Raw genomic sequence first — 25338 nt, 5'->3', positions numbered from 1 at the left:
TGTTTATTCAAATACTTTTTTGTAGAACCAACTGTTATCATTGATGGAAAAGCCCAAGGTGAATTTGAAATAATTCTCTTGAACCAGTCCATTACTTGTTGTACCTCTCTGTCCCACCTTGACAGCCAAATTCAAAAGTGATAAGCTGCTCATAGGAACAGAAGCTCCAAAATTGATGCCAATATCATTGACCTTATTTTGGTTAATAAGATATGGGGTTTGCTCAAATTCAATTCCTGCTCGGAAAGTAGAACGCATAAATACGCTCTCCAAAGAATAAATGTCGGGAACAAATTGCCCGCCTAAACCAACTTTAAAAGACTTTCCTAAACCTGTATTGTCATCAGAAAAGGACCTATATTCCGTAAAATCCTGATGTTGAGCTTCAAGTCCAATTACAAATTTATTAATTTTTTCGAAAGATATACCATAACCTAATTTATTAGGTAAATAAATACTCCCAATTTCATTATTGTAAATCAGCTCTCCGTCAGAATCAGGATCTGTACCTTGTCCATCTTCCGCAACTTTTGTATAGCGTTTTGTCTTTAGATCTCCATATGCCTGATAGATCGCACCGAAGTTAAGCCTGCTTCGATCCCCTGTACGGGCTGTATAATGCACGCCACCCTTAAGTGAAAAATCATTTACTGTTTGCCTATCATATAGTTCAGTAATCAAACCAGTCAAAGCGCCTTCGTCATCCACTAATGATAATTGCTCTCTGGCAATAGTAGACCCGAAAACATAACTTCCCTGCAAACCTACATTGAAGTTTTTCACCAATTCAAAACCTGTATTTAAATAAACCTCACTGACTCCACCACGCCCTCTTATTCTATTAAGGGCAGTAAAATCCGAATTCACCACATCACTTTCAATGATATGTTCGTAATCCACAGCGCTCACTTGGTTCAATCCCAGTCCCATCGTCCATTTCCTAGGACTTATAGGTAAAGAAACAGCCACATAGCTTAAGCCTCCACCATCAAGTGTCGCACTGCTTTCTTCTGTTCTCGCCTGATAACGCTTATAATTAAATGCAGCCTGAAAATTGAAAACATTATTTTTTACGGATAATGCCGGGTTCACCTGATTCACAGACCAGGCATCACCATAACTAATACCCAAGCCACCCATTGCCTGGTTTTGGGTCAGGCCAGAATTGTTCATATCTCCAACTCCAATGGAACTGTAGGTAGAAGAACCGATTTGTCCTCTCGCTTGATTAAATATAAAAAAGGCGCAAAAGACGCCTAGCAGATGCAGTCTAGTTTTTATTGACATTGTAAATTAATATTCTATTCAGGCCATGAAGGACTAAATTGGGGATTACAAATATGTGGTCTTTTGTTAAGCTTTCAAAGAATTTTGCATCACCACCACAAATAAAGACCTTTAAATCCTGATGATTGCCAAGGTATTGCCTAATCATACCTTCAATTTCATTTTTAATTCCAAAATAAACACCACTTTTCATTCCATCTAGGGTATTTGACCCGATCAATTCTGGATGGAGATCTTTAGAATCTAAATTTATCAAGGGCAAACGTGCAGTTTGCTCATGCATGGCCCTAAACCTCATCTGCAGTCCCGGGGATATTCCTCCCCCCAAATAGGCCGCTTGTTCATCAATGAAATCATAGGTAATGCAGGTACCTAAATCAATACTCAAAACCGGTCCATGTCCCACTTTACTATAAGCCCCAATAGCTGCCGCCAACCTATCAAGCCCCAATGTATGAGGTGTTTGATAGTTATTGTAAACCGGAAGGAGCGTTTCCTTGTCGAGAAATAAAAAGGTAAAAGGCAACATCAGTTTCAGTTCCTGGCTAGACCAACGCACTGAGCTGACAATGACTTGATCAAAGTTCAAGCTGTTGGCATATTGGATAAGCTCATCTACATAATTGAGACTATCCTCCCCAATCAACTCCAAGCCATCAAACAAGGCACATTTTATCCTGGTATTTCCTATATCTACGACTAAATTCCTCAATCAAAATCCTTTTTTGAACGTTCTAGTTCTACCAATTTTTGACCTTTCAGCCTTGAAAACAGGTGGCCAAATTTTCGCCTAAATTAATGATTTTAATATCCGAGTTTGAAATCCATCGTATAAATTTATCTTTACGCATCTTAATTTAACAAACTTTAACCCTCTGATGGATACTTCCAATATTTACCATATCATTGGCCTGATGTCCGGAACTTCAGGTGACGGACTCGACATGGCGCATTGCAGATTTGTCTTTGACCAAAAATGGTCCTTTAATATAATTGAAGCTACCACTGTTGCATTCCCTGATGAACTGGGCAAAAGACTTTCGCAAGCCCACTTACTTTCCGGAGAGGAACTGTGCCTTTTAGACAGGGAATTTGGAACATGGATGGGAGAAAAAGTACATGAATTCTGTAAAACCTATCAGCTAGGACCCGACGCAGTAGCCTCCCATGGACATACAGTTTTTCACCAACCCCAAAAAAGACTGACCACACAAATAGGCTGTGGCTGGAGTATAATGCAGGCCTGTGGTTTGCCCGTAATCAATGACTTTAGAACCAAGGATGTTTTGCTAGGCGGCCAAGGTGCTCCATTGGCACCAGTAGGGGATCATTACCTTTTCGAAGATTATGACTTCTGCTTGAACCTAGGTGGCATCGCCAATATCTCCATGATAAGCGAAGGAAAGAGAAAGGCTTTTGACACTTCTCCTTTCAATCTACTGCTTAATCATTTTGCCGCTAAAAAAGGATTGCCTTATGATGATCAGGGAAAATTGGCTAAAAGTGGCAAACTAATCCCCAAGCTCTTGGACCAACTTAACAGCCTTCCTTATTATAAGCAAAAGGGTGCTAAATCCCTTGGAAGAGAAGATATAGCCAATAGCTTTTTACCATTATTAGAAAATGAAAAGACTCCGTCAGAGGACATCCTAGCCACATTGATTAGACATTATGCAGAGCAGATAGGTAAAGTGGTCCTTGCTCATAATACTAAATCAACAAGCAAAATACTTATTACTGGCGGAGGAGCCTATAACCAGTTTTTTATTAAAGAACTATCAGATAAGCTTGGAAACAAGGGACTGGCAATAGTACCTGAACGAGAAATCATAGACTTTAAAGAAGCCCTTATTTTTGCTTTCTTGGGAGTGCTAAAACTTAGGAAACAAGCTAATTCACTTGCCTCTGTAACAGGTGCAAGCAGAAACAGTTGTGGCGGAACACACTATCGACCTGACTTGATTTCTTAAATGCCTTTTAATGGATAATGCCACAGGAACATCCTCCTACATTAGCATAAACTTTGGCTTTGGGGCAATTCGTTTTTTCCCCATTTAAGCTTATCCATTTGGACAAATTCATTAAATTGAAAGAATGCGTACCTGACTTGGACATTCTAAGCACAAAGCAAACCTTAACAAAATAACCATGACCGCTAACTTTTACCATAAAATCAATAAAAACAGGTTTAAAAAACAACCTATAAACACACCTTTTTTACAAAAAAAGCAAACATAGTACTTAAGAATAGCAGAAATAAGTTTTTTTTATATTTTTGTAAACCTTAAAAAAACCCCAGTATGATTGAACCACTCAAAAAGTTTGAGGACAAACCACCTGAGATAGTTTTTGAATGGAATGATAGTGAAACAGAAGCTAAGGGATGGGCTGTGATCAACTCTCTAAGAGGAGGAGCGGCCGGGGGAGGCACCCGAATGAGGAAAGGTCTTGACAGAAGAGAGGTGGAAGCTTTGGCAAAAACCATGGAAATAAAATTCACTGTTTCAGGACCTCCAATAGGAGGAGCGAAATCAGGAATAAATTTTGATCCAAACGACCCGAGAAAAGAGCAAGTCCTAAAAAGGTGGTATAAGTCAGTAATGCCTATCCTAAAAAGCTACTATGGTACTGGAGGAGACCTTAATATTGATGAAATTGACGAGGTCATCCCTATCACCGAATCATTTGGACTATGGCATCCGCAGGAAGGAATTGTTCATGGTCACTTTCATGCTACCGAACCCCAAAAAATCAAAAAGATTGGTCAACTCAGACAGGGTGTTTCCAAAATCTTAGAAGACCCACACTATACTCCAGACAGCCCCAAAAAGTATAAAGTGGCGGATATGATCACCGGGTTTGGGGTAGCTGAAGCCATAAAACATTATTACCAACTCTGGGGAGGAAAACTAAAAGGCAAGAGAGTCATCATACAGGGCTGGGGTAATGTGGGGGCTGCTGCAGCTTGTTTTCTGGCCGTAGAAGGGGTAAAGGTAGTGGGCATTATGGATAAGTCGGGAGGCCTGATCAATGAAAATGGTTTTGACCTTGACGAAATACGAAAATTATTCACGCATAGGTCGGGCAATAAATTGGTTGCAGAGAAGTTATTATCTTTCAAGGAAATCAATAACAGAATTTGGGACATTCCCCATGAAATATTTATTCCAGCAGCTGCTTCAAGATTAATTACCAATAATCAGGTAGCGCGCTTGATAAATGCCGGCTTAGAAGTAATATCATGTGGTGCCAATGTTCCCTTTGCGGATAAGGAAATCTTTTTCGGCCCCATAGGCTTGGCCACAGATAAAGAAGTCTCCGTCATCCCTGACTTTATTGCCAATTGTGGAATGGCAAGGGTCTTTGCCTATTTGATGTCTGATCAAGCGGAAGTGACCGACAAGGCAATTTTTGAGGATGTAAGCCAAACAATTCTAAGGGCTTTAAAAAAAACTCATCAAATGCAGCCTGAAAAGACAGGCATTGCAAGAAAATCTTTTGAAATAGCTATTAATCAACTGATTTAGTGTCGATACCTTTTTAAGGATATAAATATTAACACAAAATTAATTTACCCCGACCATACAATTTTTGTTTGGTGGGTATAGAGCAAATTGAGTAGTTTAGGGGAATCATAACAAAACCCTTCTAACTACTCTTTGAACTAATTATATAAAAATCAGCGTAAACAAAGACGAAAAAAATTTAATTTCATTTTAATGAAGAATATTATTATTGCTTTTGGTATTATTTGGGGAGCTATATTTTACACGGGTACACCGACAGTTCTGGCTCTTGATAATAACCATAGAACAGAAGTAGCGCAGGACCATGAACAAACAGATCAAGATCATCCTTCAGATTCCGCGCACACCTCTGAAGTATCTGGAGAACATGGAGAGGATGAAGGAGGACACGGACAAGCTCCTATTTGGTTAGTAATCCCATTTGTAGTTTTATTATTGATGATTGCCACTGGACCACTTTTCTATGAGGATTTCTGGCATCATAATTACCCTAAAGTCGCCGTAATACTCGCCATATTAGTCGTCTCTTACTACCTATTTGTGCTTCATGATGTCCACCAGCCTATTCATGCTTTGGCCGAGTACCTTCAGTTTATTGCATTACTTTCGTCTTTATATATAGCATCTGGAGGTATTCTTATTAAAGTGGACAAAAAATCCACTCCACTTGCCAATGTAACACTATTGATCATAGGAGCAATTATCTCTAATCTAATAGGAACTACCGGAGCCTCAATGCTCTTGATCAGACCTTTCATCAGATTAAACAAGCACAATATCCAAGCTTACCATATTATCTTCTTTATATTCATGGTAAGTAATGTAGGCGGCTCATTAACTCCTATCGGAGATCCTCCGCTTTTCTTGGGTTTCCTTAAGGGAATTCCATTCTTCTGGACATTGGAGCATAACTGGCCCGCATGGTCCATTGCATTGATAATCCTTTCTGTAGCGTTCTTCTTCATCGACCGTAAATTTGGAAGGGCAAACGACAACGAGACCATAGAAGAAGTAACTTATAGCAATAAAATGTCATTAATAGGTTCCAAAAACTTCCTATGGCTTTTAATCATCATCATCTCTGTTTTCTTAGATCCTAATGTTATTGATTGGGTTCCTGCCATACATTATGATGGAATGAAATTCTCCTTCATTAGGGAAATCATCATGTTCTCTGTCGCATTCTTTTCTTACAAATTTGCAGATGACAGGGCTATTAAAGGAAATGAATTCAATTTCGAACCAATCAGAGAGGTTGCCTATATTTTCGTGGGCATCTTTGGCACCATGATGCCGGCACTTCAATTGGTGGGAAATTTCGCTAAATCCCCAGAGGGATCTGAATTGATCACACACAATACGCTGTATTGGGGAACAGGTTTATTATCAGGATTTTTGGATAATGCTCCTACCTACCTGAACTTCTTAGCTGCAGCCATGGCCTCCAAAGGCGCTTCCATTTCTGATGTCGAGATGGTGAAACAATTCGCAATGGACGGTTATCATGATTCTGCATTTGAACTCATGGCAATCTCATTAGCTGCCGTATTCTTTGGTGCAATGACCTATATTGGTAATGGACCTAACTTTATGGTTAAGTCTATTGCTGAACAAAGTGGGATCAAAATGCCTTCTTTCTTTGGATATATCATTCGCTTTTCCATACCAATATTACTTCCAGTATTGATCATTATCTGGCTGATCTTTTTTGCTTTCAGTTGATAGAATAGAGCTGGCAGGAAACAAAAAAGGGCTGAAACTTAAAGTTTCAGCCCTTTTTTGTTTAGGATATGCATCAACCTCAGTCAATTAACGCTCCCTTTACTTTTATCTTATTTGGATCCAAAAACCAAACTTTCTGGACTCCCAGAACCTCATATTCTTCCAATAGCCCCATCTCATTCATTTCCAAAACTCCCTCCGCCGAAGAACTATAAAAAAAATTATCTTCTTCTGACTCAAAATGGATGCTGTTTACCCTGTCAGATCCTTCTTCATAGCTTACCTCAATCAACTTGATGGAACCTTTCGCCCCATCTTTTAACCTATGCGTAAGCATATTTTCTTTTTCAATAGTTTCATAGGCTGTCGTATAGGCTGCCTTATTGATATCAGACTGGATAAAAATATCCAATTCCTTACGCCAGGCCTCTTTGTCTAACACCCCTTCGGAGGATTGTTCCTCCCCATTGATCATGCTGAGCTTCTCCATTTTATGGCCATCAAGCCTATTGATCTGCTCTTCTACAAAATACTTAAGTGGAAAATATTTATCAATTTGGGTCGGATTTGCCAAGGGCTGCTTTTCTCCTTCAGAACAGGAGAAAAGCAGCCCACCAAGCAATACTATAGAAAATCGTTTCTTCAAGGTCAATTATTTTAGCAAAACATCTCCTGTCATATCTGCAGGAATGTCCACGCCTATCATCTTCAGAATAGTAGGAGCCAAATCTCCCAACTTACCATCCTTCACTTCTAGACGATCCTTCTTATCAACCATGATACAAGGCACTAAGTTCGTTGTATGTGCAGTATTTGGAGAACCATCTTCATTGATCATCAGATCACTGTTACCATGATCCGCTATTACAATTACTGAATAGTCATTTTTAAGTGCTGTGCTGATTACGGAGTTGGTACATTCGTCCACTGCTTCACAAGCTTTTACTGCAGCATCAAATACCCCCGTATGCCCCACCATATCTGCATTGGCAAAATTCAAGCAAACAAAATCAACTTCTTTCTTGTCCAGCTCTGTATTTATTTTCTTGGCTATTTCATGTGCACTCATTTCTGGCTGAAGATCGTAGGTAGCTACTTTTGGAGAGCTACAAAGGATCCTGGATTCACCATCAAACTCAGTTTCACGACCTCCGGAGAAAAAGAAAGTTACGTGAGGATATTTTTCTGTCTCGGCAATACGGATTTGCTTCTTCCCACTTGCTGCCAAAACTTCTCCCAACGTATTCTTCAAATTGTCCTTTTCAAAAATAACATTCACCCCTTTAAAGGTTTCGTCATAATTGGTAAAGGTTACATAATGAAGCGCCAATTTCTTCATCTTATAATCTTCAAAATCCTCCTGTGTTAAAACCTGGGTAATCTCTCTACCACGGTCAGTACGGAAATTAAAACAGATAACCACATCACCTTCTTCTATCTTGGCAATAGGCTCACCCTTTTCATCCACATGAACAATTGGACGGATAAATTCATCTGTTACACCATTGGCATATGATTTTCTGATAGAAGAAAGAATGTCCTTGGACTTTTCTCCTTCACCCAATACCATGGCATCATAAGCCAATTTTACCCTTTCCCATCGCTTATCACGGTCCATGGCATAATAACGACCGATGACAGAAGCTATTTTTCCAGTTGAATTTTCACAGTGATTCTGTACTTGCTCTAGAAAACCTAGACCACTTTTTGGGTCAGTATCTCTCCCATCTGTAAAGGCATGGATATAAGCATCTTCAACCCCATTGGCCTTAGCCGCATCACAAAGTCCCAAAAGATGTTTAACATGGGCATGCACACCTCCGTCTGAAACCAAACCAATAAAGTGTACTTTCTTCCCCCTCTCCTTTGCTGTAACAAAAGCTTCTTTCAACACAGGATTTTCATTCAAGTCACCTTCGTCTACTGCCTTATTGATTTTTACCAGATCTTGATAGACAACTCTACCAGCACCGATGTTCATATGGCCTACTTCAGAATTCCCCATCTGTCCCTCAGGCAAACCAACAGCCAATCCAGAAGCTTCTAATTTGGAATGCGGGTACTTTTCAAAAAGGCTGTCAATAAATGGTGTATTCGCTTTGTCTATAGCTGATACTTCAGGATTGGTGGCCAAGCCCCAACCATCTAAAATCATTAATAAAACTTTTTTATCCATAAGGCAAATATAAAGATTTAAATGCAATGATAGGAAATTCCTCTGGCTTAAGCCATTTTTCCATTCCCTGATTTAAAAAGGATTTGAACAACATTTTCTTCTATTTTTATCAAAAATTACCTTTTTTTGTTCACTTCAAACAGTTCACCAACCAATCATAAATTTTGGCTCAAAATTTGAGCAATGTATAATAATGAAAAAACTGATTACCCATACATTTTATATTTTTGTGATCGCCATGCTGGCCAGCACGCAATTAAGCTGGTCCCAAGGCAGTGATTATGAAAAAAGCATTAGCATTTCATTAAAAGCAGGTTCAAGCAGGGATCTCTCTGCCATGTTTGAGAGTAATGTAGAACTTAATATTAATGGAAATGAGGGAGACTACTCCAAAAACCAGGCAGAACTGATTCTTAAAGACTTCTTCAAAAAATTTCCTCCAGAAGACTTTAACATTGTACACAAAGGAAAATCGGGGTCCCAAATCCAATACTATATAGGAAGTTATCAAAGCTCACACGGCAACTTTAGAATCCTAATCAAGTGTAAAATAAAAGATGACGACATCTTGATTTACTCAATGGACTTTAACAAAGAGTAAATTAAATATTTACCCAAACCTTATTTCCGGCTTCTTTTTAACATCAAGATTGCCTTATAAAAAGGCTGCTTTCCTGAATTTTCTTATTTTTACACCGTGAAAGAAAATTACTTAACTCAGGAAAATTTAGAGGCATTCATCCAATCGGCTTTTAAAGAGGATGTTGGAGAAGGCGACCACTCCACCTTGGCCTCAATACCCAAAGGTCAAATGGGTAGGGCACAGTTAATCATTAAAGAAGATGGGATTATAGCTGGATTAAAACTGGCTGAAATGATCTTTCACTCTTATGACACTGACTTAGAGGTAAAACTTTTGATGGAGGATGGCCAGACGGCAAAAAAAGGAGACATCGGTCTTACCGTAGCTGGAAAAGCAGCTTCCATCCTTACCACAGAACGACTTGTACTGAACTGCATGCAGCGCATGAGTGGTATCGCCACCAAAACCCATCAACTTACTCAATTAATTTCCCATACTAAGGCGAAATTATTGGACACAAGAAAAACAACTCCTAACTTCAGAATGTTAGAAAAGTGGGCAGTTGCCATTGGGGGAGGAGAAAACCATCGTTTTGCACTTTACGATATGGTCATGCTCAAGGATAACCATATTGATTTCGCAGGAGGTATTGCTGCCGCCATTCAGGCTACCCAAAAATACTTAAAAGAAAACCTGCTTGATCTGAAAATTGAAGTGGAAACCAGGAATCTTAAGGAGGTTAAAGAGGTTTTAGCAGTAGGAGGGGTGGACGTAATCATGCTCGACAATATGAGTAATGAAGCCATGAAAGAAGCTGTAAGCCTTATTGATGGCAAAATGGCCACTGAAGCCTCTGGAGGAATTACCGAAGAATCGCTAAAAGGAGTCGCTGAGTGTGGCGTGGATTTTATTTCTGTTGGAGCCCTTACACATCATGTAAAAAGCTTAGACATCAGCCTAAAAGCCTACTAATTCCTTTTTATAACGAAAAACTTATCGGCATAATCGATATATGGAAGCAAAAAATCATTTCATCCATTGTTTGGTCATTCACAAACCTGAAGAGGGCTACAGGCTTAGCCACCATATCCATCAGGCATGTGTAGAAGCCAAAACCATGGAGGTTTTACCTTCATGGGAAGAAGCTATCCATTATTTGGAGGCCGGAAACAGGGTGGACCTGATCTTGGGCAGCTATGAATTGATTGACTTACATCCTTATGCCTTTGAGAAGATGAATAAGTTCATCCCTGTCATTTTTACTTCTTCTAAACCTTTTGTTACTGAAAAAGCTTTCTCCTTGAATTGTCTGGACTTTATAAATGACAACCCCTCTGATGAGCGCCTTGCAAAGTCCTTTGAAAAATTTAAATCCCTTTACCGCTCAGACAATAAACTGCATTTCAGCAAACAGATCTTGGGACTCACCGGAGGAGGAAACCACCAAAAATCCAGGTTCTTGGTAAAATCTGGAGAACAGCTATTCTACAAAAACCAAAGCGACGTGGCCTTTTTCCTGGCTGACCAAGGACAAACTTATCTCATAGAAATGGGATCTGGAAACCAATATCAAATCAGTTATAAATTGATGGATCTAGAAGACCAACTAGACCCCAGTCAGTTTTTCAGGATCAACAGAGGCATCATTTTAAACATTGAGGTAATAGACACCATCAAAAAACACTTGAACAGTAGGCTTAAAATCATTCCTAAGGTGCCTTTTGAAAATGATATTATTGTAAGCCGGGAAAAAGTAAGCAAATTTAAAAAATGGGTAAGCCAGTAAGCATCCTACTTACTGGCTTTTGTTTTTTATACAATTCATATTATTGATCTGCAAACTGTAGCTTAACCAGATTAGCATAGAAACCACCCTCTTGAGTAGCCAAGACTTCATGGTTCCCTTCCTCTACTATTTCACCATCCTTCAACACATAAATCCTGTCCACCTTCCTAATGGTCGCCAACCTATGCGCAATAACAATGGTGGTCCTGTTCTTCATCAGTTCATCCAAAGCTTCCTGAACCAAAGCCTCAGATTCGGCGTCCAATGAAGAAGTGGCTTCATCCAAAATCAAAATAGATGGGTCTTTTAATATCGCTCTCGCTATGGCTATTCTCTGCCTTTGACCTCCTGATAGTTTCACACCCCGTTCACCCACAAGGGTATCCAATCCCTCTGGAAACTTTCCTATAAACTGCCATGCATTTGCCTTTTTAGCAGCGTTAATGATTTCTTCTTCACTTGCATTTGGCTTTGCATAGGCAATATTCTCTCTAATACTCCCACCAAATAACAGAACCTCCTGGGGTACAATCCCAATATTTGAACGCAATTGTTTCAAGTTCCAATCCTTTATGGATTTTCCATCAATTTTGATCTCTCCAAAACGAATGGAATAAAACTTCATCAACAACTGAATAATGGTCGACTTCCCCGCACCTGAATGGCCTGCCAAAGCAATTTTTTCTCCTGACCTGATGGAGAATTGAATATCTTTCAATACTGCAGCGTCTGGGCGGGTAGGATAATTGAAACTTACATTATTGAATTCCACATCCCCAGTAATACGAGCATCCTGATAATCTGCCAAAGACTCCTCAGGAGCTTCCTCCAAGATTTCAAGCACCCGCTCTGATGAACCAATAGCCTTTTGAACCTGACCATAAATATCTCCAAGCCCTGCAATAGAACCTCCAATGAAAGTCGTATAAAGTACAAATGAAACCAGATCTCCGATACTCATGGCCCCTGTGCTTACCATCATCGCACCATACCACATTACCGCCACGATACCTCCAAACAAAGCAAAGATGATAAAAGAGATAAATGCCCCTCTAAATCCTGCAGCCTTTAAGGCAACCTTCACCACTTTGTTCAATCCCTTTTCATACCTCGCAGACTCATATGACTCCCCAGCAAAAGACTTTACCGTAGTAATCGACTGCAAAGTCTCTTCAACAATCACATTGGCATTGGCCAATTGATCTTGGGTCTCTTTGGACAGCTTTCGGATAAACTTTCCAAAGACCATGGCGATGATAACCAACACAGGGAAAGTAGCCAACATAAACAAAGTCAACCTTGGCGTGGTGATAAAAAGAAAAACCGTACCTGCCAACAGCGTCACTATCTGACGGAACAATTCTGCAAGGGTAGTGGAAAAAGTGTCTTGTAATAAACTTACATCAGAAGTAATCCTACTGATCAGCTCCCCAGTCCTTCGCTTATCAAAGAAACTCATGGGCAAATTCACCAATCTACTATACAGCGATAAACGAATATCACGCATTGATTTTTCACTTACCTGGGCAAATAACCATACCCTAAAAAAGGAAAAAACACTTTGCACAAATAAAATCCCTATCAATACCAAAGCAATGATATTGATATCATTAAAAATCCATTCCTTACCTTGGGCCGTATCAATCAACTTACCCGCAACATAAGGAAATGCCAATAAGGTCAAACTGGAGAACAATAGGAAAAACAAGCCTGTAATAAATACGCCTTTATAAGGCAATACAAAGTTGAATATCCCTATCAGTTTGCGTAGGTTCTTCTTATTGAGCTTTCTTTTTTCGTGTTCTTCCAGCGCTTTTTTCTTCTTTGCCATAATTTGGTCGGGTGCTTATACATTTGCGGCTACAAATGTACATGATTTGGTTTACAATTGATAAAGTTCAGTAGATCAAAAGAAAATAGTATCCATAGGACGATTTCCTCATTAACCTACGCTCTAAGGTTTATTCTGGATGAACAACTTCCTTATTCTTTTGAATATTTTTTTCTCCTTTTCCCAAAAGAAATTAAACTGGCCAAACAGAAAGCCATAAAACAACAACATGATTTGATAAAGCGGCAAAACCAAAAGCAAATACAAAATGGTTTTCCAGACTCCACCTGACTCAGTATCCAATCCAAGCAAGTCAAATATCGGTCGCTTTATGAGTACTACTGAAAAACCGGTACAAGCAAATACCAACAGGACTAGCAGTACTTGCCATAGGCTTTTCAATTGCCATTTTTCTTGTAGTCGTCTTAAATAGCTTTGCTGACTCATAATTATATTATTCCCATCGAAATATTGGGTATTGCATATGTGCTTCTTCTTTCCATGGAGAATGTTCATAAACCCACCTTAATTGGGCCGCTCCATTATTGGCGAATGCGGCATCCTCGGATTTTTTCTTTTCCAAAGCAGCCCTAATCGCTGGGTTTTCCTTTAAGAATTTAGCCGCTAAATCCTCAAAAACATAGGCAGAGTAACCTTCCTTGGACTGGATAATGGTATCAAAATAGTTCCAAGCAAAAAAGCTATCTTCAGCTTCAGGCTCTAAAACTTCCATAATATAACCATTTGCTTCCTGATCCATAGGCACTATCCAATCTCCAGCCCTAAAATCAACTTTCCTTTCCGCTTTCTTCACCTTTATACCAGTATGAAGATAATGGCCCTCATATGGACTGGACAAGGTTTCAAAGTCTTCGATCTTATACACTTGTAAAGTCATACTGGTATCTGAATTCAAAGCATACATCTCTACATTATTTCTTTTTAAGTTATCCAGCACTTTATGCCAGCCCTGGGGAATCACATAGGCTTTTGGCTTTTTGATCGTAAGACTTGGTACATAAGTATCATAATAATCTACTTCTATTGTATAAGGCTGGCTTCTATCATAAAATAATCTTTCTTTACCTGAAATCTCACTGGATTTATACCCGGACTGATAACCTAAAAACTCAATATTTACAGGATTTTCCTTCGATAACTGATAATTAAAATCAAAGCTTACTTTCGCCATATCCGCTTTTCTATCTGCCTCCACAGCCCTCACGACCTCATCAGCATCTCTATCCAATATAGCAAAATAGGATTGGAAAAGAGCATACATGCTCTCCACCCTTTGCTTATAGCTCTTGAGCATATGTGCTTCAGGCACATAACTTATGGTATGAAATAAAGAAGTATATCCACTGCTATATCTAGGAGAATCCTTAAACTGATTCCATCCCTTTTCGGGAACATCGCCCCAAACATTTACATAGGGCACCAAGGGAAAATCTCTTTGCTTCATCTCTTTGTACAAGCCTGGAGTAAGCACTTTATGCATATATTCAGCTGCTTTGCCTCCCAACATATTATGCTGGGTTTCTATCAGTGTCATCACATGTTGGTAATCCGCTCCGTTGCTGGTATGGTTATCAAGAAAAACGTGGGGGGACAACCATTGAAAAATTTCCTGAAAACTTGCAGAATTTTTTGTGTCCGTTTTAATAAAATCTCTATTCAAATCATAGTTTTGAGCATTCCCTCTAAAACCATGTTCTTTTGGACCTTCCTGGTTGACACGGGTAGTAGCATTCCTGTTGAGATGCCCACCTATATTATATACTGGTATAATGGCCAGAACCATATCCTCAGACCATTTTTCTCTTTCTAAACATAGATCTCTCAAATACATCATAGAAGCATCTATCCCCATCGGCTCTCCGGGATGAATCCCATTATTGACAAATACCACCAAACGACCTTCTGACTTCCATTTCTCTGGATTGAAATCCCGCTTTGGATCAAATATCACCAAATGCAAAGGCTCACCAGAATCGGTTGGCCCCATAGTCTTGATCTGTACTTGCTCAAAATCTGTAGCCAAATTCTGATAATAACTGATGACCTCCGCATACTTGGGTGTTTCTGTCCCACCTGATTTTTCAAATAGGGTAATGTACCGGTCTTGGGCAAATGTTTTAGACACCAAGACAAGCAAAAATGCCAATAGGCTAATCTTATTCATACGGGTAGATTTAATTTTTTTGAATTTGCTCGCAAGATAAACAATCTCATAGGAAGCATTAGCCCCTTTCATAATCATTCGAATTGATTCAATAAGCAAAGCACACTAGAGCAAGGAGAGGACACAAAAAAAGCCATCCGTTTGGGCGGATGGCTTTTGATATTATTACCACTGAAACAACTCATCATTTAATCGTTGAAGGGCTTCATTTTTATATTTAGTATCTATAAGAATGGAAACATTATTTCGGCTACCACCGTAGGAAACCATTCTCAATGGATAATCCACCAAGGCATCCATTACTTCTTTTACCATCCCTGTGTTTTCGGCAATCATATTTCCGGCTACACAGATAATGGTTTGACCATAATCCACTTCCGTATTTCCAAATTTCTCCAGCTCAAGGATAATATCCTTCAAATGTGTATCGTCATCTATGGTCACAGACACTGCCACCTCAGAGGTAGTGATCATATCGATCGGTGTTTTGTACTTTTCAAAAATCTCAAACACCTTTCTCAAGAAACCATAGGCAAGAAGCATACGGCTGGATTTAATTTTTACGGCAATGATACCGTCCTTAGCGGCTATGGCTTTCACCCCTTTACCTGTTTCCTCTGCAGTAATGGTAGTACCCGCTGCTTCAGGCTGCATGGTGTTTAACAGTTTCACCGGGATATTATAATTCTGTGCAGGCCAGATGGATGCTGGGTGAAGAATCTTTGCTCCGAAATAAGCCAATTCAGCCGCTTCATCAAATGATAGTTGTGCAATTGGGCGCGTTTTGTCCACCACTCTTGGATCATTATTGTGCATACCATCAATATCTGTCCAGATCTCTACCACTTCAGCTTTTATGGCCGCACCAATAAGAGAAGCAGTATAATCACTACCGCCCCTTTTCAGGTTATCCACTTCGTTTCTGTGATTTTTACAGATATATCCTTGGGTAACAAAAACCGCATCCTTTTCATAATTCTTTAGAATGCTTTTTAACCTATCACTGATCTTGCCGAGCTCAGGTTCATGGTTTTCATCAATACTCATAAACTCCAAGGCAGGCAAAAAGATAGCTGAAATATCTTTTTCTTCTAGTAGCGTATAGAAAAGCTTGGTAGACAAAAGTTCACCTTGTGCCAATATATCCCTGTTAATGGCTTCATTAAAGGAAATTTTGAGGATGATGTTTAAAAACTCAAAATGCTCCTTGATAATTTTTTCGGCCTTCTTCTGGCCAGCTTCAGTTTCCAGAAGTTCCTTGTAAAACGCTAGATAATGTTCGTGCAAAGCGTCAATGCGCTCCTTCGCCAAATCCTTATTTCCTTCTGCCAAGGCATCGCCAATACCCACCAAGGCATTAGTCGTACCTGAAAGCGCCGACAAAACGACAATTTTCCTTTCATTGCTTCTGGTGATCAGGTCTTTTACCTGATGCATTCTTTCGGGTTTACCTACAGAGGTACCCCCAAACTTCATGATTCTCATAGGAGTAGTTGATGTATGTTAATGGTTTGTTTTGTTACTGGAATTTTAGAAGCCTAGCATTTTTATAGCTGTAATGGCTGCTTCATCACCTTTGTTTCCATGCTTTCCGCCTGCCCTGTCCAAGGCTTGCTGATGGGTATTGGGAGTCAGAACCCCAAAGATCACAGGTTTATTAAACTTCAATCCAACATTAGTGATGCCATGAGCTACAGCATCACAGATGAAATCAAAATGCTTCGTTTCTCCTTGGATCACACAACCCAAGCAGATCACCGCATCAATTTCTTCCACCTCTGCCAACCACTGTGCGCCCAGTGTCAGCTCAAAAGAACCCGGAACATTCTTTCTATAGATATTTTCTTTTTTGGCACCATGAGACCTCAACGTCTCTATTGCACCTTCATATAGTGACTCAGTTACCTCCTCGTTCCATTCAGAAACGACAATGCCAAATCTTTTATCACTGATGTCCTGGATATTTTTGCCAGAATGTTGGCTTAAGTTTTTAAGTGAAGTTGCCATCTTTATTTATAATTAAGCTTATTCTTAAAATATATAAACACAAAAAAAGTAAGACCTTTTGGGCCTTACTCTTCAATATGCTGTTATTCTATAGGCATTAATTTGAAGCAAGACCCTCTAAACGAGCCTTATGCTTTCGTGCCAATGTGTATTCGTATGATTCTGGGTAGTTGTTTTCAATTTCCCCATAAGCACCTATAGCCTTTTCTAGCTGACCTGCTGCTTCGTAAGCAATAGCCAATTTGTTCAAGTAAATAGGCGTAAAAAACTTGTTCTCTTTATAAGAAACGGCTTTCTCATAAGCTGTGATAGCACTGTTAATATTATCTAACTCAACATAAGCATCTCCCAATAAGGAATAAGCTTTGGCCTGCACAAAGAAATCTTCAGATGAAAATTCTTCAAGATGATCCACTGCTTTTTGGAACTCCCCATTTTGAAGATAGATAGATCCCGTATAAAACTGCGCCAAATTAGCCGCATTGGTACCGCTATACTCATCTATGATTTTCAAAAAGCCATCATTAACCCCGTCTCCGTTCAAAGCAAAATCCAAGCTGTCCTGCTCAAAGTAATAAACCGCTTGGAACATCTCTCCTTGAGCTTCTTTATCTTTATTGGCGTTGTTGAATTGGAAATACAAAATACCTGCGATCACTATGATCCCTGCAATAAGTATTCCTCCTACCAATCGAGAATTCTTTTTCAAGAAAACCTCTCCTCTACCTAAACTTTCAGCAATCGCTTCTGGGTTTTCAAGTAGCTCATTATGTTCTTCTTGAGTCGGCCCGTTTTTTATCTCTTTCTTAACCATTTTTATAAAATTTCAGTCGCAAATATAACGGTTTTAGTTTATTCGCAAACTATCATAAAAAAAGTCAGCCAAACGAATCAAATAATTCACGCTATAGGCTGACTTTTTAATTGTACCTAAGTTTATTCCATTACAAAAGGATAATCCTCTTGCATATAAACATCCTCAAATGCTTTTTGTCCGTCAGGCCATGGAGATTCTTCAGCAAATTTAACTGCATCAGCTACTTGCTTTTTCACCCTTGCATCAATTTCCTTGATCTCATCTTCAGAAAGGATTGAATTATCAATGATGGTCTGCTTAACCTGCTCAACTGGATCCTTCGCCTTATATGATTCCACTTCTTCACGGGTCCTGTATTTCTGAGGATCCGACATGGAATGACCTTTATATCGGTAAGTTCTAAATTCCAATAGGGTAGGGCCATCTCCTTTTCTCGCTCTTTCAGCTGCCTCAGAAACCGCCTCATGGACAGCTTCTACATTCATTCCATCAACAGCAAAAGAAGGCATATCGTATGATTCGCCAATGGTAGAAAGGTCATCTACATTGGAAGAACGCTTCACAGAAGTACCCATAGCATAACCATTGTTTTCAATTACAAAGATTACGGGAGTTTTATAAAGCATGGCCAAGTTAAATGCCTCGTGAACCGCACCTTGTCTAACGGCACCATCACCCATATGACAGATACATAGATTTTTGGTTCCTTTGTATTTTTCTGCAAATCCGATTCCAAGGCCCATAGGTACCTGAGCACCCACAATACCATGACCTCCCATAAAGTTTCTTTCTTTATCGAAGATGTGCATAGAACCACCTTTACCTTTGGTCGTACCGGTAGCCTTACCAAAAAGCTCTGCCATTACTGCTCCTGGGTCAGTACCCAACCCTAGCGGATGAGCATGATCACGGTAAGCAGTAATCCACTTATCGTCTTTTTCAAGGGCTGTAATCGCGCCAGCTGCACAAGCTTCTTGTCCTATATATAAGTGACAAAAACCTCTGATTTTTTGTTGGCCGTACAATTGACCAGCCTTTTCTTCAAACCTCCTCATGAGCAACATGCTCTCATACCAGTAAGCATAGGTATCTTTGGAGTATTTTACTTTGGATTTAGTGGTTGTCGAACTCTTTTTCGCCATATCGTTATTTATAAAATATGCATTTTTCGGGGCTCAAATATAAATAAGTATTCATTGATTAACAAAGTCTTTTATGATTCTGAAATAGGAAAAGGGTAAATATGAAGCCCTTTTCAAAGCCATCATCCTCAAAAACCATATAGCCCATGATATTATGAAACTTATTTAAGGAACCATCGATTTAAGCTAATCATCCATTTTCTGCATAAAATCTGGAAAACCACTTTCTGTCCAGCCAATAACACGGGCCCTAGTGGCCCTATTAGGATCTTGTAATTCAGGCCCCTGAATTTCTTTATAGTCACGAGCGTGGTATATCATGACTACCGTTTCACCATCTTCAGCAGTGGTAAAGGAATTATGACCCGGCCCATACCTTTTTACTTCTTCATTAGTATAAAAAACCGGCCCCGGAGATTTATTCCAATTATTAATATCCAGTAAATCGGCCTCTTCGTCTATCCACAATAAGCCCATGCAATAATTATCATTGGTGGCACTTGCCGAATATGTCACAAAGATTTTTCCGTTTCTTTTAATAACAGCAGGCCCTTCATTGACATTATATTTTACTCTTTCCCAGTCAAACTCCGGTTCAGTCAAAACCACCTCAGGACCTTTTAATATAGTAGGATCCTGCATTTCAGACATCACCAATCCAGTACCATGTTGACCACCTCGCACGTTTTGCGCCCAGATCATATAGCGTTTACCATTATGTTCAAATGTCGTCGCATCCAAAGAAAATGAATCTATATCAGTCATGATCCTTCCTTCTTCTTTCCACTCACCCTGTGTAGGATCCTCAGAAGAATTGGACAGGGCCCACATCCTGATATTCCAGATATTCTCGGCTTCTCCTGCGGCAAAATAGATATACCATTTTCCATCAATTCGGTGTAGTTCAGGCGCCCAGATATGATGGCCCATCACTCCCTGCTCATGCTTGTGCCAAACCTCCTTTTCACTTGCAGCCTTTAATCCATCGATGCTTTTAGCTTTTCTGATTACGATGCGATCATATTCCGGAACGGTAGCAATTAAATAATAAGTCCCATCATCATTTTTGTAAACCCAAGGATCTGCTCGCTGCTCGGCAATGGGATTATCAAATGTCAATTCCTGAGAAAATAGGGGGTTGCAAAATGCCATGGTCAATACGATGACTAAGCAAATGTTATGTAAATACTTCATGAGGTTATTTTGTTTGTCATTGTAAATTTAACGATCCGAAAGATCAGATGTAAATTTAGTGTATTTTTGACATTTAAAAAGGGCTATCTTCAAAATCATATCATCTACTTACTAAAATAGGTATCCCCTTCAACTTCTGTTACATCAATGACATTATCAGAAAAATACAGAAGGCTGTCTATTTTCTTCACTTCCAAAACCAATTCTACCTTTTTACTTTCTGCCATCAAACTTGATCGCTTGTATTCCTTAACTTTCGTAAATTCTTCTTCATTTAAGAAAACCGTAACTATTGCTGAATCATGATCGGGACGAACAAAAATATAAGGAGACTCAAACAGGTCATTTTCCTTTAGCTTTGAAAAATAACTAAGGGTTTCTGATTCCCAGTCTTGGGCATTTTCATCCCCTTGAATACTGTATAGATAATTGTTTAGCTCTTCAATCTGCTCGTCTGTCCCACCGTAGGCACTGGCAAAATCAATCATTTTAAAGACCAAATCTCCTTTGAGGATTTCCTCATCCTTAGCATTACAGGAAAACAAATTCAGCAAGAGAAGAATCATTAATTTCCTATTAACTTGCCATTTCTTAAAAAACACATTCATATATTGCTTATTCTGGATTTAAAGTTTCATTCATCTTTGGCTTTACTATAAATTAACCCGGTTCCATACTTTTATTATAAATATAAATGCCTTTGAACCTAACGTAAATATTTCATATTCGGTATTTTCCAAGAATCAAGCAAATACTATAGTCTTCCACTATCAATTTTTAAGTGCCCCAGAATCAATGAATCCAAATTGATCCACTCTTATAAGCACTTATTACTAAACAACACTTTCAAAAAACTTCCTTCTCCTTACATTTGTATATTAAACCAAATCAAGTCCATCTCTATATGCACCTTAAAAGCCTTCAGTTGATTCAATTCAAGAACTACAAAAAGGCGAAAGTGACTTTTTCAGAGGAAATAAACTGTTTTCTGGGCATTAATGGCAGTGGAAAAACCAATCTACTGGATGCTATCCACTACCTTTGCCTGACAAAAAGTGCCTTCAATGCCGTGGACGCCCAAAACATCCAACATGAGCAAGGCTTTTTCTCCATGAAGGGCTCATTCGAGAAAACAGGAAAGCCCATAGAGATCCAATGCATCCTAGAGGCAAAAAAGAAAAAGCAAATCCTCAATAATGGCAAAGCCTATGATAAAATGAGCGAGCATATTGGCTTGCTACCAGTTGTCCTAATCGCTCCTGATGATACTGCTTTGATCAAAGAAGGAAGTGAAGAAAGGAGGAAATTCTTCGATAGTATACTGTCCCAGTTAGACAAAAACTACCTTTCCAAACTGGTCCGCTACCAGCATTTCCTAAAGCAAAGAAATGCCCTGATCAAACAATTGGCCGACCAAAGGAATTGGGACAAAAGTATCTTGGAACCTTATGATTTGGAGCTGATCAGTTTATCCAAATGGATTTATGAAGAGCGGAAAGCTTTTATACAGCGCTTCAAGCCGCTATTACTGCATCATTATGCGGAAATTTCCGGACAACGAGAATCCATAGAGATTCGTTATGAAAGCCAATGCGCAAAAGAAAGTTTTGAGGCTCATTATTATAATAGCCTCCAGAAGGATCTCATACTAAAACGTACTAATGTGGGCATCCACAAAGATGATTTTGTATTTGAGATCGACGAATATCCCCTGAAAAAATTTGGCTCCCAAGGCCAACAAAAATCTTTTCTTATTGCATTAAAACTGGCCCAGTTTCAAATTTTCAAATCGGAAACTGAAACCAAGCCTATCTTGCTTCTGGATGATATTTTTGACAAGTTAGACGATTATCGGATCAGTAAAATGATGGAATTGGTGGCCAACCATGAGTTTGGCCAGCTGTTTATCACTGATGCCAGACCAGAACGCACCAAAAACATCCTGAAAGCTATTGACGCTGATATTACCTATTTTGATATTGAAGAAGGAAACGTCGAAATAAGACAAAAGACGCCAGATTAAAGACATAACATTTTTAACCTTCGCTTTGTAGTTGATATTTAACCCCTATCTCTATATTGTCGTGACAGCTTTCCTGTGTGACGGTAAAACCTGAGCTTTCAGCTCTTTTCTTGCTCTATCCACAGCCAACAACTCTATGAAAGAAAGGGTAAAACACCAGAATAAAAACCTTAGACCGCCTTATGTCTTACATCTAGCGTTTAAAACGCTAGCCTGCTATTTACCAAAACCAACTGGCTTCAAATTATTCATATTTCTTAGTATCCAAGATTGTCTCTTATAATTATAGGCAGTAGGTCGAGCAGGGGACCAAAGCAGAGGATTGGGCAAAATTGCTGCGATCATGGCTGCTTGGTTTCTACTGAGATTGGCAGCTGGCTTTTGATAGAATTTTTGAGAAGCAGCTTCCACACCATAAATCCCATCACCGACTTCAATAACGTTGAGGTAGACTTCTATAATTCGCTCCTTGGACCAAATGAGTTCTATCAAAACTGTAAAATAGGCCTCCAATCCCTTTCTCAGATAATTTCTCCCAGGCCATAGAAAAACATTTTTTGCAGTTTGGTTGGAAATGGTACTGCCTCCTCTAAGCCGTTTCCCCGATTCATTATCTTTTAATGCTTCCCGAATGGCCTCCATATCAAAACCTGAATGCTCCAGAAATTTCTGATCCTCCGAAGCCACTACTGCCTGAGCCATGTGCTTGGATATTTCTCCAATAGGCACCCAAGTCTTCTCAAGTTTCATCTCCCTTTCTTCATCTTTGGACTGCTCAACTAGCCTAATGACCATCAACGGAGTGATATAAATCGGAACAAAGCGGTAGGCCACCGTCAAGCCCATGGATAGAATAAAAAACCAAAGTATGATCTTAAATAAAAATCGAAACAATTTCCTCATACCATTTTGAACAATCGAAGTTTATCTAAAGTCAAATTATTGAAAAAGTAATTCATCAAAATAGAAAACTAATGCCTTTGAGGCATTAGTTTTCATCACCTTCCTCAAGGTCTTCAAACTGTGAAAGATCATAGGTTTCCGCAGCTAAATAATGAGGATAAATTCTTAGATGCTGCTTTTTCACTTCCTCAGTCAAGGATTTTCTAAAACCTTCAATATTGGTACCATCCTGGGCAGCCATAAACACAGGTTCAATCCCTGTTTTTTTAGCATAAACTTTTTTAAGCTTCTCCAGATCAAGGAAATTGGCTTCCTCCACTTCCAACTCAGTCATATGCATCAATTCTTCCTCAGAAGGCATCTTCGGCACTAAATCCACTTTATTAAATACCAGCAAGATAGGCTTATCTCCAGCGCCCAATTCATTGAGCGTTTGGTTAACCACTGCGATATGATCTTCGAAACTCGGATGGGAAATATCCACTACATGCACCAATACATCAGCCTCCTTAATTTCCATCAAGGTAGATTTAAAGGATTCAATGAGGTGCGTAGGGAGTTTACGGATGAAACCTACTGTATCAGAAAGCAAAAATGGTATTTGGTCCAGCACTACTTTTCGAACAGTCGAGTCCACCGTCGCAAAGAGTTTATTTTCTGCCAAGACTTCAGACTTCGTCACCAAATTCATCAGGGTACTTTTACCCACATTGGTATATCCAACCAACGCCACACGAACTATTCCTTTCCTGCCCTTTCGCTGGGTCTCACCCTGCTTTTCTATTTTCCTTAACTTTTCTTTGAGCAAGGTGATCTGGTTACGGATCATCCTTTTATCCGTCTCAATCTCTTTCTCACCGGCACCACCCCTAGTAGCTGTACCACCACGCTGACGTTCCAAGTGTGTCCACATCCTGGTAAGTCTCGGCAACAAATATTGGAATCGAGCCAATTCTACTTGGGTCTTTGCCTGAGCAGTCTGGGCCCTATTTAAGAATATATCAAGAATGAGCAAGGACCGGTCATATACCTTCACCTTAAGCTCATTTTCCAAATTTCTCATTTGAGAAGGTGATAGGTCATCATCAAAAATCACCATGTCCACATCAAAGTGCTTAATATAAGCCTGGATTTCTTCCAACTTACCTGATCCCACGAAACTCCTGACATCTGGTTTTTCCAAACGTTGAGTAAATCGGTGCACCTCCTTGACACCCAATGTCTCTGTCAAAAAGGCCAATTCATCCAAATGTTCCTCTACTTCTTGCTCTGATTGGCTTTGTCTGATCAAAGCAACCAATACGGCCGTTTCCTCCACAGGAGCGGTTTCTATTAGCTTTTTTAATTTTCTTGTATATTTACTCATTCAGAATGTTTAAATCTGTACTGCAATATTATGTATAATAATTTAACATTTACGCGAACCATTTAAAAGCAATACGCTTTAAAATAGTTAGACATTATACTCCTAGGGGATGTATAACAACGGAAAACACATTTCCATTCCCGACAAATCTCTAAATTATTTTGTATAAAATTAGTCTGCTAAAGGGAAAGAATGGAAATTTACAGCTTGCTAAAGTTAATTGACGATTTTAAACATGGAAATTAGAAGTACACCTATTCAGGATGTATATGAAATTTATCCCAAGGTTTTTAATGATGCCAGGGGGTATTTCTTGGAAACTTACCGGGAAGATTTATTGGCTGAAAAAGGCATCAACACCCAATGGGTACAGGACAACCAATCATTTTCAGTTGCGGGAACAGTAAGAGGTTTGCATTTTCAGCATGCCCCTTATGCCCAAGGCAAGTTGGTGAGAGTTATCACTGGAAAAGTTTATGATGTTGCCGTGGACCTTAGGAAAGATTCCCCTACATTTGGCCAGTATCATGGTGTGATCCTAGATAGTGCCCAGCACAACCTATTATATGTTCCAGAAGGATTTGCACATGGATTTTCAGTTTTGGAAGATGCCGTTTTTTCCTATAAATGTTCCAGTTTTTACCATAAAGAGAGTGAAGGAGGCCTCATCTGGAATGATCCATCTTTGAATATTGACTGGATGGTAGGCTCTCCGATAATTTCTGAAAAGGACCTGTTATTACCCACTTTAGAAGAGTTTAAACAACAAACTGGAGGAGGTTTGTAAAA

The 25338-nt window shown here is 39.3% G+C and carries 23 protein-coding genes; 8 read left to right on the top strand and 15 right to left on the bottom strand.

The features are described from left to right. Positions 1–3 precede the first annotated feature (3 nt). Positions 4–1287, bottom strand: a complete 1284-nt coding sequence (locus H7U17_RS14015; protein WP_186757358.1) for a hypothetical protein — start codon at positions 1285–1287, stop codon at positions 4–6. Continuing rightward, positions 1271–1999, bottom strand: a complete 729-nt coding sequence (locus H7U17_RS14010) for a type III pantothenate kinase (RefSeq protein ID WP_186757357.1) — start codon at positions 1997–1999, stop codon at positions 1271–1273. The genes H7U17_RS14015 and H7U17_RS14010 overlap by 17 nt, the downstream gene beginning before the upstream one ends. A 166-nt stretch (positions 2000–2165) precedes the next feature. Between H7U17_RS14010 and H7U17_RS14005 the strand changes: the two genes are divergently transcribed. The 3 genes from H7U17_RS14005 (at position 2166) to H7U17_RS13995 (ending at position 6536) form a co-directional block, all read left to right on the top strand. Beyond that, a complete protein-coding gene (locus H7U17_RS14005) occupies positions 2166–3257 on the top strand; it encodes an anhydro-N-acetylmuramic acid kinase (RefSeq protein ID WP_186757356.1) in 1092 nt (363 codons plus the stop codon). A 330-nt stretch (positions 3258–3587) separates the two neighbouring features. Continuing rightward, the gene (locus H7U17_RS14000; protein WP_186757355.1) at positions 3588–4814 is read left to right on the top strand and encodes a Glu/Leu/Phe/Val dehydrogenase; all 1227 of its coding nucleotides are present in this window, start codon (positions 3588–3590) and stop codon (positions 4812–4814) included. Between the two features lie 192 nt (positions 4815–5006). After that, positions 5007–6536 (top strand): sodium:proton antiporter, encoded by a 1530-nt coding sequence (locus tag H7U17_RS13995; protein ID WP_186757354.1) that lies wholly within the window; start codon positions 5007–5009, stop codon positions 6534–6536. Between the two features lie 79 nt (positions 6537–6615). Here H7U17_RS13995 and H7U17_RS13990 read toward each other — a convergent pair whose 3' ends face one another. Together H7U17_RS13990 and gpmI are read right to left on the bottom strand one after the other, a co-directional pair. Further along, entirely contained in the window at positions 6616–7182 is a 567-nt protein-coding gene (locus tag H7U17_RS13990; RefSeq protein ID WP_222439211.1) for a hypothetical protein, read from the bottom strand. Between the two features lie 6 nt (positions 7183–7188). After that, on the bottom strand, positions 7189–8712 hold the full coding sequence (gene gpmI / locus H7U17_RS13985; RefSeq protein WP_186757353.1) for a 2,3-bisphosphoglycerate-independent phosphoglycerate mutase: 1524 nt from the start codon (positions 8710–8712) through the stop codon (positions 7189–7191). Positions 8713–8905: 193 nt separating this feature from the next. Between gpmI and H7U17_RS13980 the strand changes: the two genes are divergently transcribed. The 3 genes from H7U17_RS13980 to H7U17_RS13970 all read left to right on the top strand — a co-directional run bounded on the left by H7U17_RS13980 (position 8906) and on the right by H7U17_RS13970 (position 11081). After that, positions 8906–9313 (top strand): DUF4783 domain-containing protein, encoded by a 408-nt coding sequence (locus H7U17_RS13980; RefSeq protein ID WP_230981418.1) that lies wholly within the window; start codon positions 8906–8908, stop codon positions 9311–9313. Between the two features lie 96 nt (positions 9314–9409). Continuing rightward, a complete protein-coding gene (gene nadC / locus H7U17_RS13975; protein WP_186757352.1) occupies positions 9410–10267 on the top strand; it encodes a carboxylating nicotinate-nucleotide diphosphorylase in 858 nt (285 codons plus the stop codon). 40 nt (positions 10268–10307) lie between these two features. Beyond that, positions 10308–11081 (top strand): LytR/AlgR family response regulator transcription factor, encoded by a 774-nt coding sequence (locus tag H7U17_RS13970; RefSeq protein WP_186757351.1) that lies wholly within the window; start codon positions 10308–10310, stop codon positions 11079–11081. 40 nt (positions 11082–11121) lie between these two features. Here H7U17_RS13970 and H7U17_RS13965 read toward each other — a convergent pair whose 3' ends face one another. From H7U17_RS13965 to H7U17_RS13925, 9 genes are all read right to left on the bottom strand, one after another. After that, positions 11122–12912, bottom strand: coding sequence for an ABC transporter ATP-binding protein (locus H7U17_RS13965; RefSeq protein ID WP_186757350.1), 1791 nt, complete (start codon positions 12910–12912; stop codon positions 11122–11124). 123 nt (positions 12913–13035) lie between these two features. Beyond that, positions 13036–13359, bottom strand: coding sequence for a DUF6787 family protein (locus tag H7U17_RS13960; RefSeq protein ID WP_186757349.1), 324 nt, complete (start codon positions 13357–13359; stop codon positions 13036–13038). Between the two features lie 7 nt (positions 13360–13366). Further along, a complete protein-coding gene (locus tag H7U17_RS13955) occupies positions 13367–15097 on the bottom strand; it encodes a M14 family zinc carboxypeptidase (protein WP_186757348.1) in 1731 nt (576 codons plus the stop codon). 165 nt (positions 15098–15262) lie between these two features. Then, positions 15263–16582, bottom strand: a complete 1320-nt coding sequence (locus H7U17_RS13950) for an aspartate kinase (RefSeq protein ID WP_186757347.1) — start codon at positions 16580–16582, stop codon at positions 15263–15265. Between the two features lie 45 nt (positions 16583–16627). Then, the gene (gene ribH / locus H7U17_RS13945) at positions 16628–17104 is read right to left on the bottom strand and encodes a 6,7-dimethyl-8-ribityllumazine synthase (RefSeq protein ID WP_186757346.1); all 477 of its coding nucleotides are present in this window, start codon (positions 17102–17104) and stop codon (positions 16628–16630) included. A gap of 97 nt (positions 17105–17201) precedes the next feature. Then, a complete protein-coding gene (locus H7U17_RS13940) occupies positions 17202–17918 on the bottom strand; it encodes a tetratricopeptide repeat protein (RefSeq protein WP_186757345.1) in 717 nt (238 codons plus the stop codon). A 122-nt stretch (positions 17919–18040) separates the two neighbouring features. Continuing rightward, positions 18041–19063, bottom strand: a complete 1023-nt coding sequence (pdhA, locus tag H7U17_RS13935) for a pyruvate dehydrogenase (acetyl-transferring) E1 component subunit alpha (protein WP_186757344.1) — start codon at positions 19061–19063, stop codon at positions 18041–18043. A gap of 186 nt (positions 19064–19249) precedes the next feature. After that, positions 19250–20257 (bottom strand): glycoside hydrolase family 43 protein, encoded by a 1008-nt coding sequence (locus H7U17_RS13930; protein ID WP_186757343.1) that lies wholly within the window; start codon positions 20255–20257, stop codon positions 19250–19252. Positions 20258–20361: 104 nt separating this feature from the next. After that, on the bottom strand, positions 20362–20823 hold the full coding sequence (locus H7U17_RS13925) for a hypothetical protein (RefSeq protein ID WP_186757342.1): 462 nt from the start codon (positions 20821–20823) through the stop codon (positions 20362–20364). A 338-nt stretch (positions 20824–21161) separates the two neighbouring features. On the opposite strand from H7U17_RS13925, the gene recF reads away from it, so the two are divergent. Beyond that, a complete protein-coding gene (gene recF / locus H7U17_RS13920) occupies positions 21162–22280 on the top strand; it encodes a DNA replication/repair protein RecF (RefSeq protein WP_186757341.1) in 1119 nt (372 codons plus the stop codon). A gap of 216 nt (positions 22281–22496) precedes the next feature. On the opposite strand, the gene mtgA is transcribed toward recF, so the two are convergent. Together mtgA and hflX are read right to left on the bottom strand one after the other, a co-directional pair. Then, entirely contained in the window at positions 22497–23183 is a 687-nt protein-coding gene (gene mtgA, locus H7U17_RS13915) for a monofunctional biosynthetic peptidoglycan transglycosylase (protein WP_186757340.1), read from the bottom strand. An 85-nt stretch (positions 23184–23268) separates the two neighbouring features. Then, the gene (hflX, locus tag H7U17_RS13910) at positions 23269–24549 is read right to left on the bottom strand and encodes a GTPase HflX (RefSeq protein ID WP_186757339.1); all 1281 of its coding nucleotides are present in this window, start codon (positions 24547–24549) and stop codon (positions 23269–23271) included. 235 nt (positions 24550–24784) lie between these two features. Here hflX and rfbC point away from each other — a divergent pair, with 235 nt between their 5' ends. After that, positions 24785–25336 (top strand): dTDP-4-dehydrorhamnose 3,5-epimerase, encoded by a 552-nt coding sequence (gene rfbC / locus H7U17_RS13905; protein WP_186757338.1) that lies wholly within the window; start codon positions 24785–24787, stop codon positions 25334–25336. The last annotated feature ends 2 nt before the right edge of the window (positions 25337–25338 follow it).

This window comes from Echinicola salinicaeni (genome assembly GCF_014280965.1).
Taxonomy (GTDB): Bacteria; Bacteroidota; Bacteroidia; order Cytophagales; family Cyclobacteriaceae; genus Echinicola; species Echinicola salinicaeni.
This window is presented reverse-complemented; position numbering and strand designations above follow the sequence as displayed.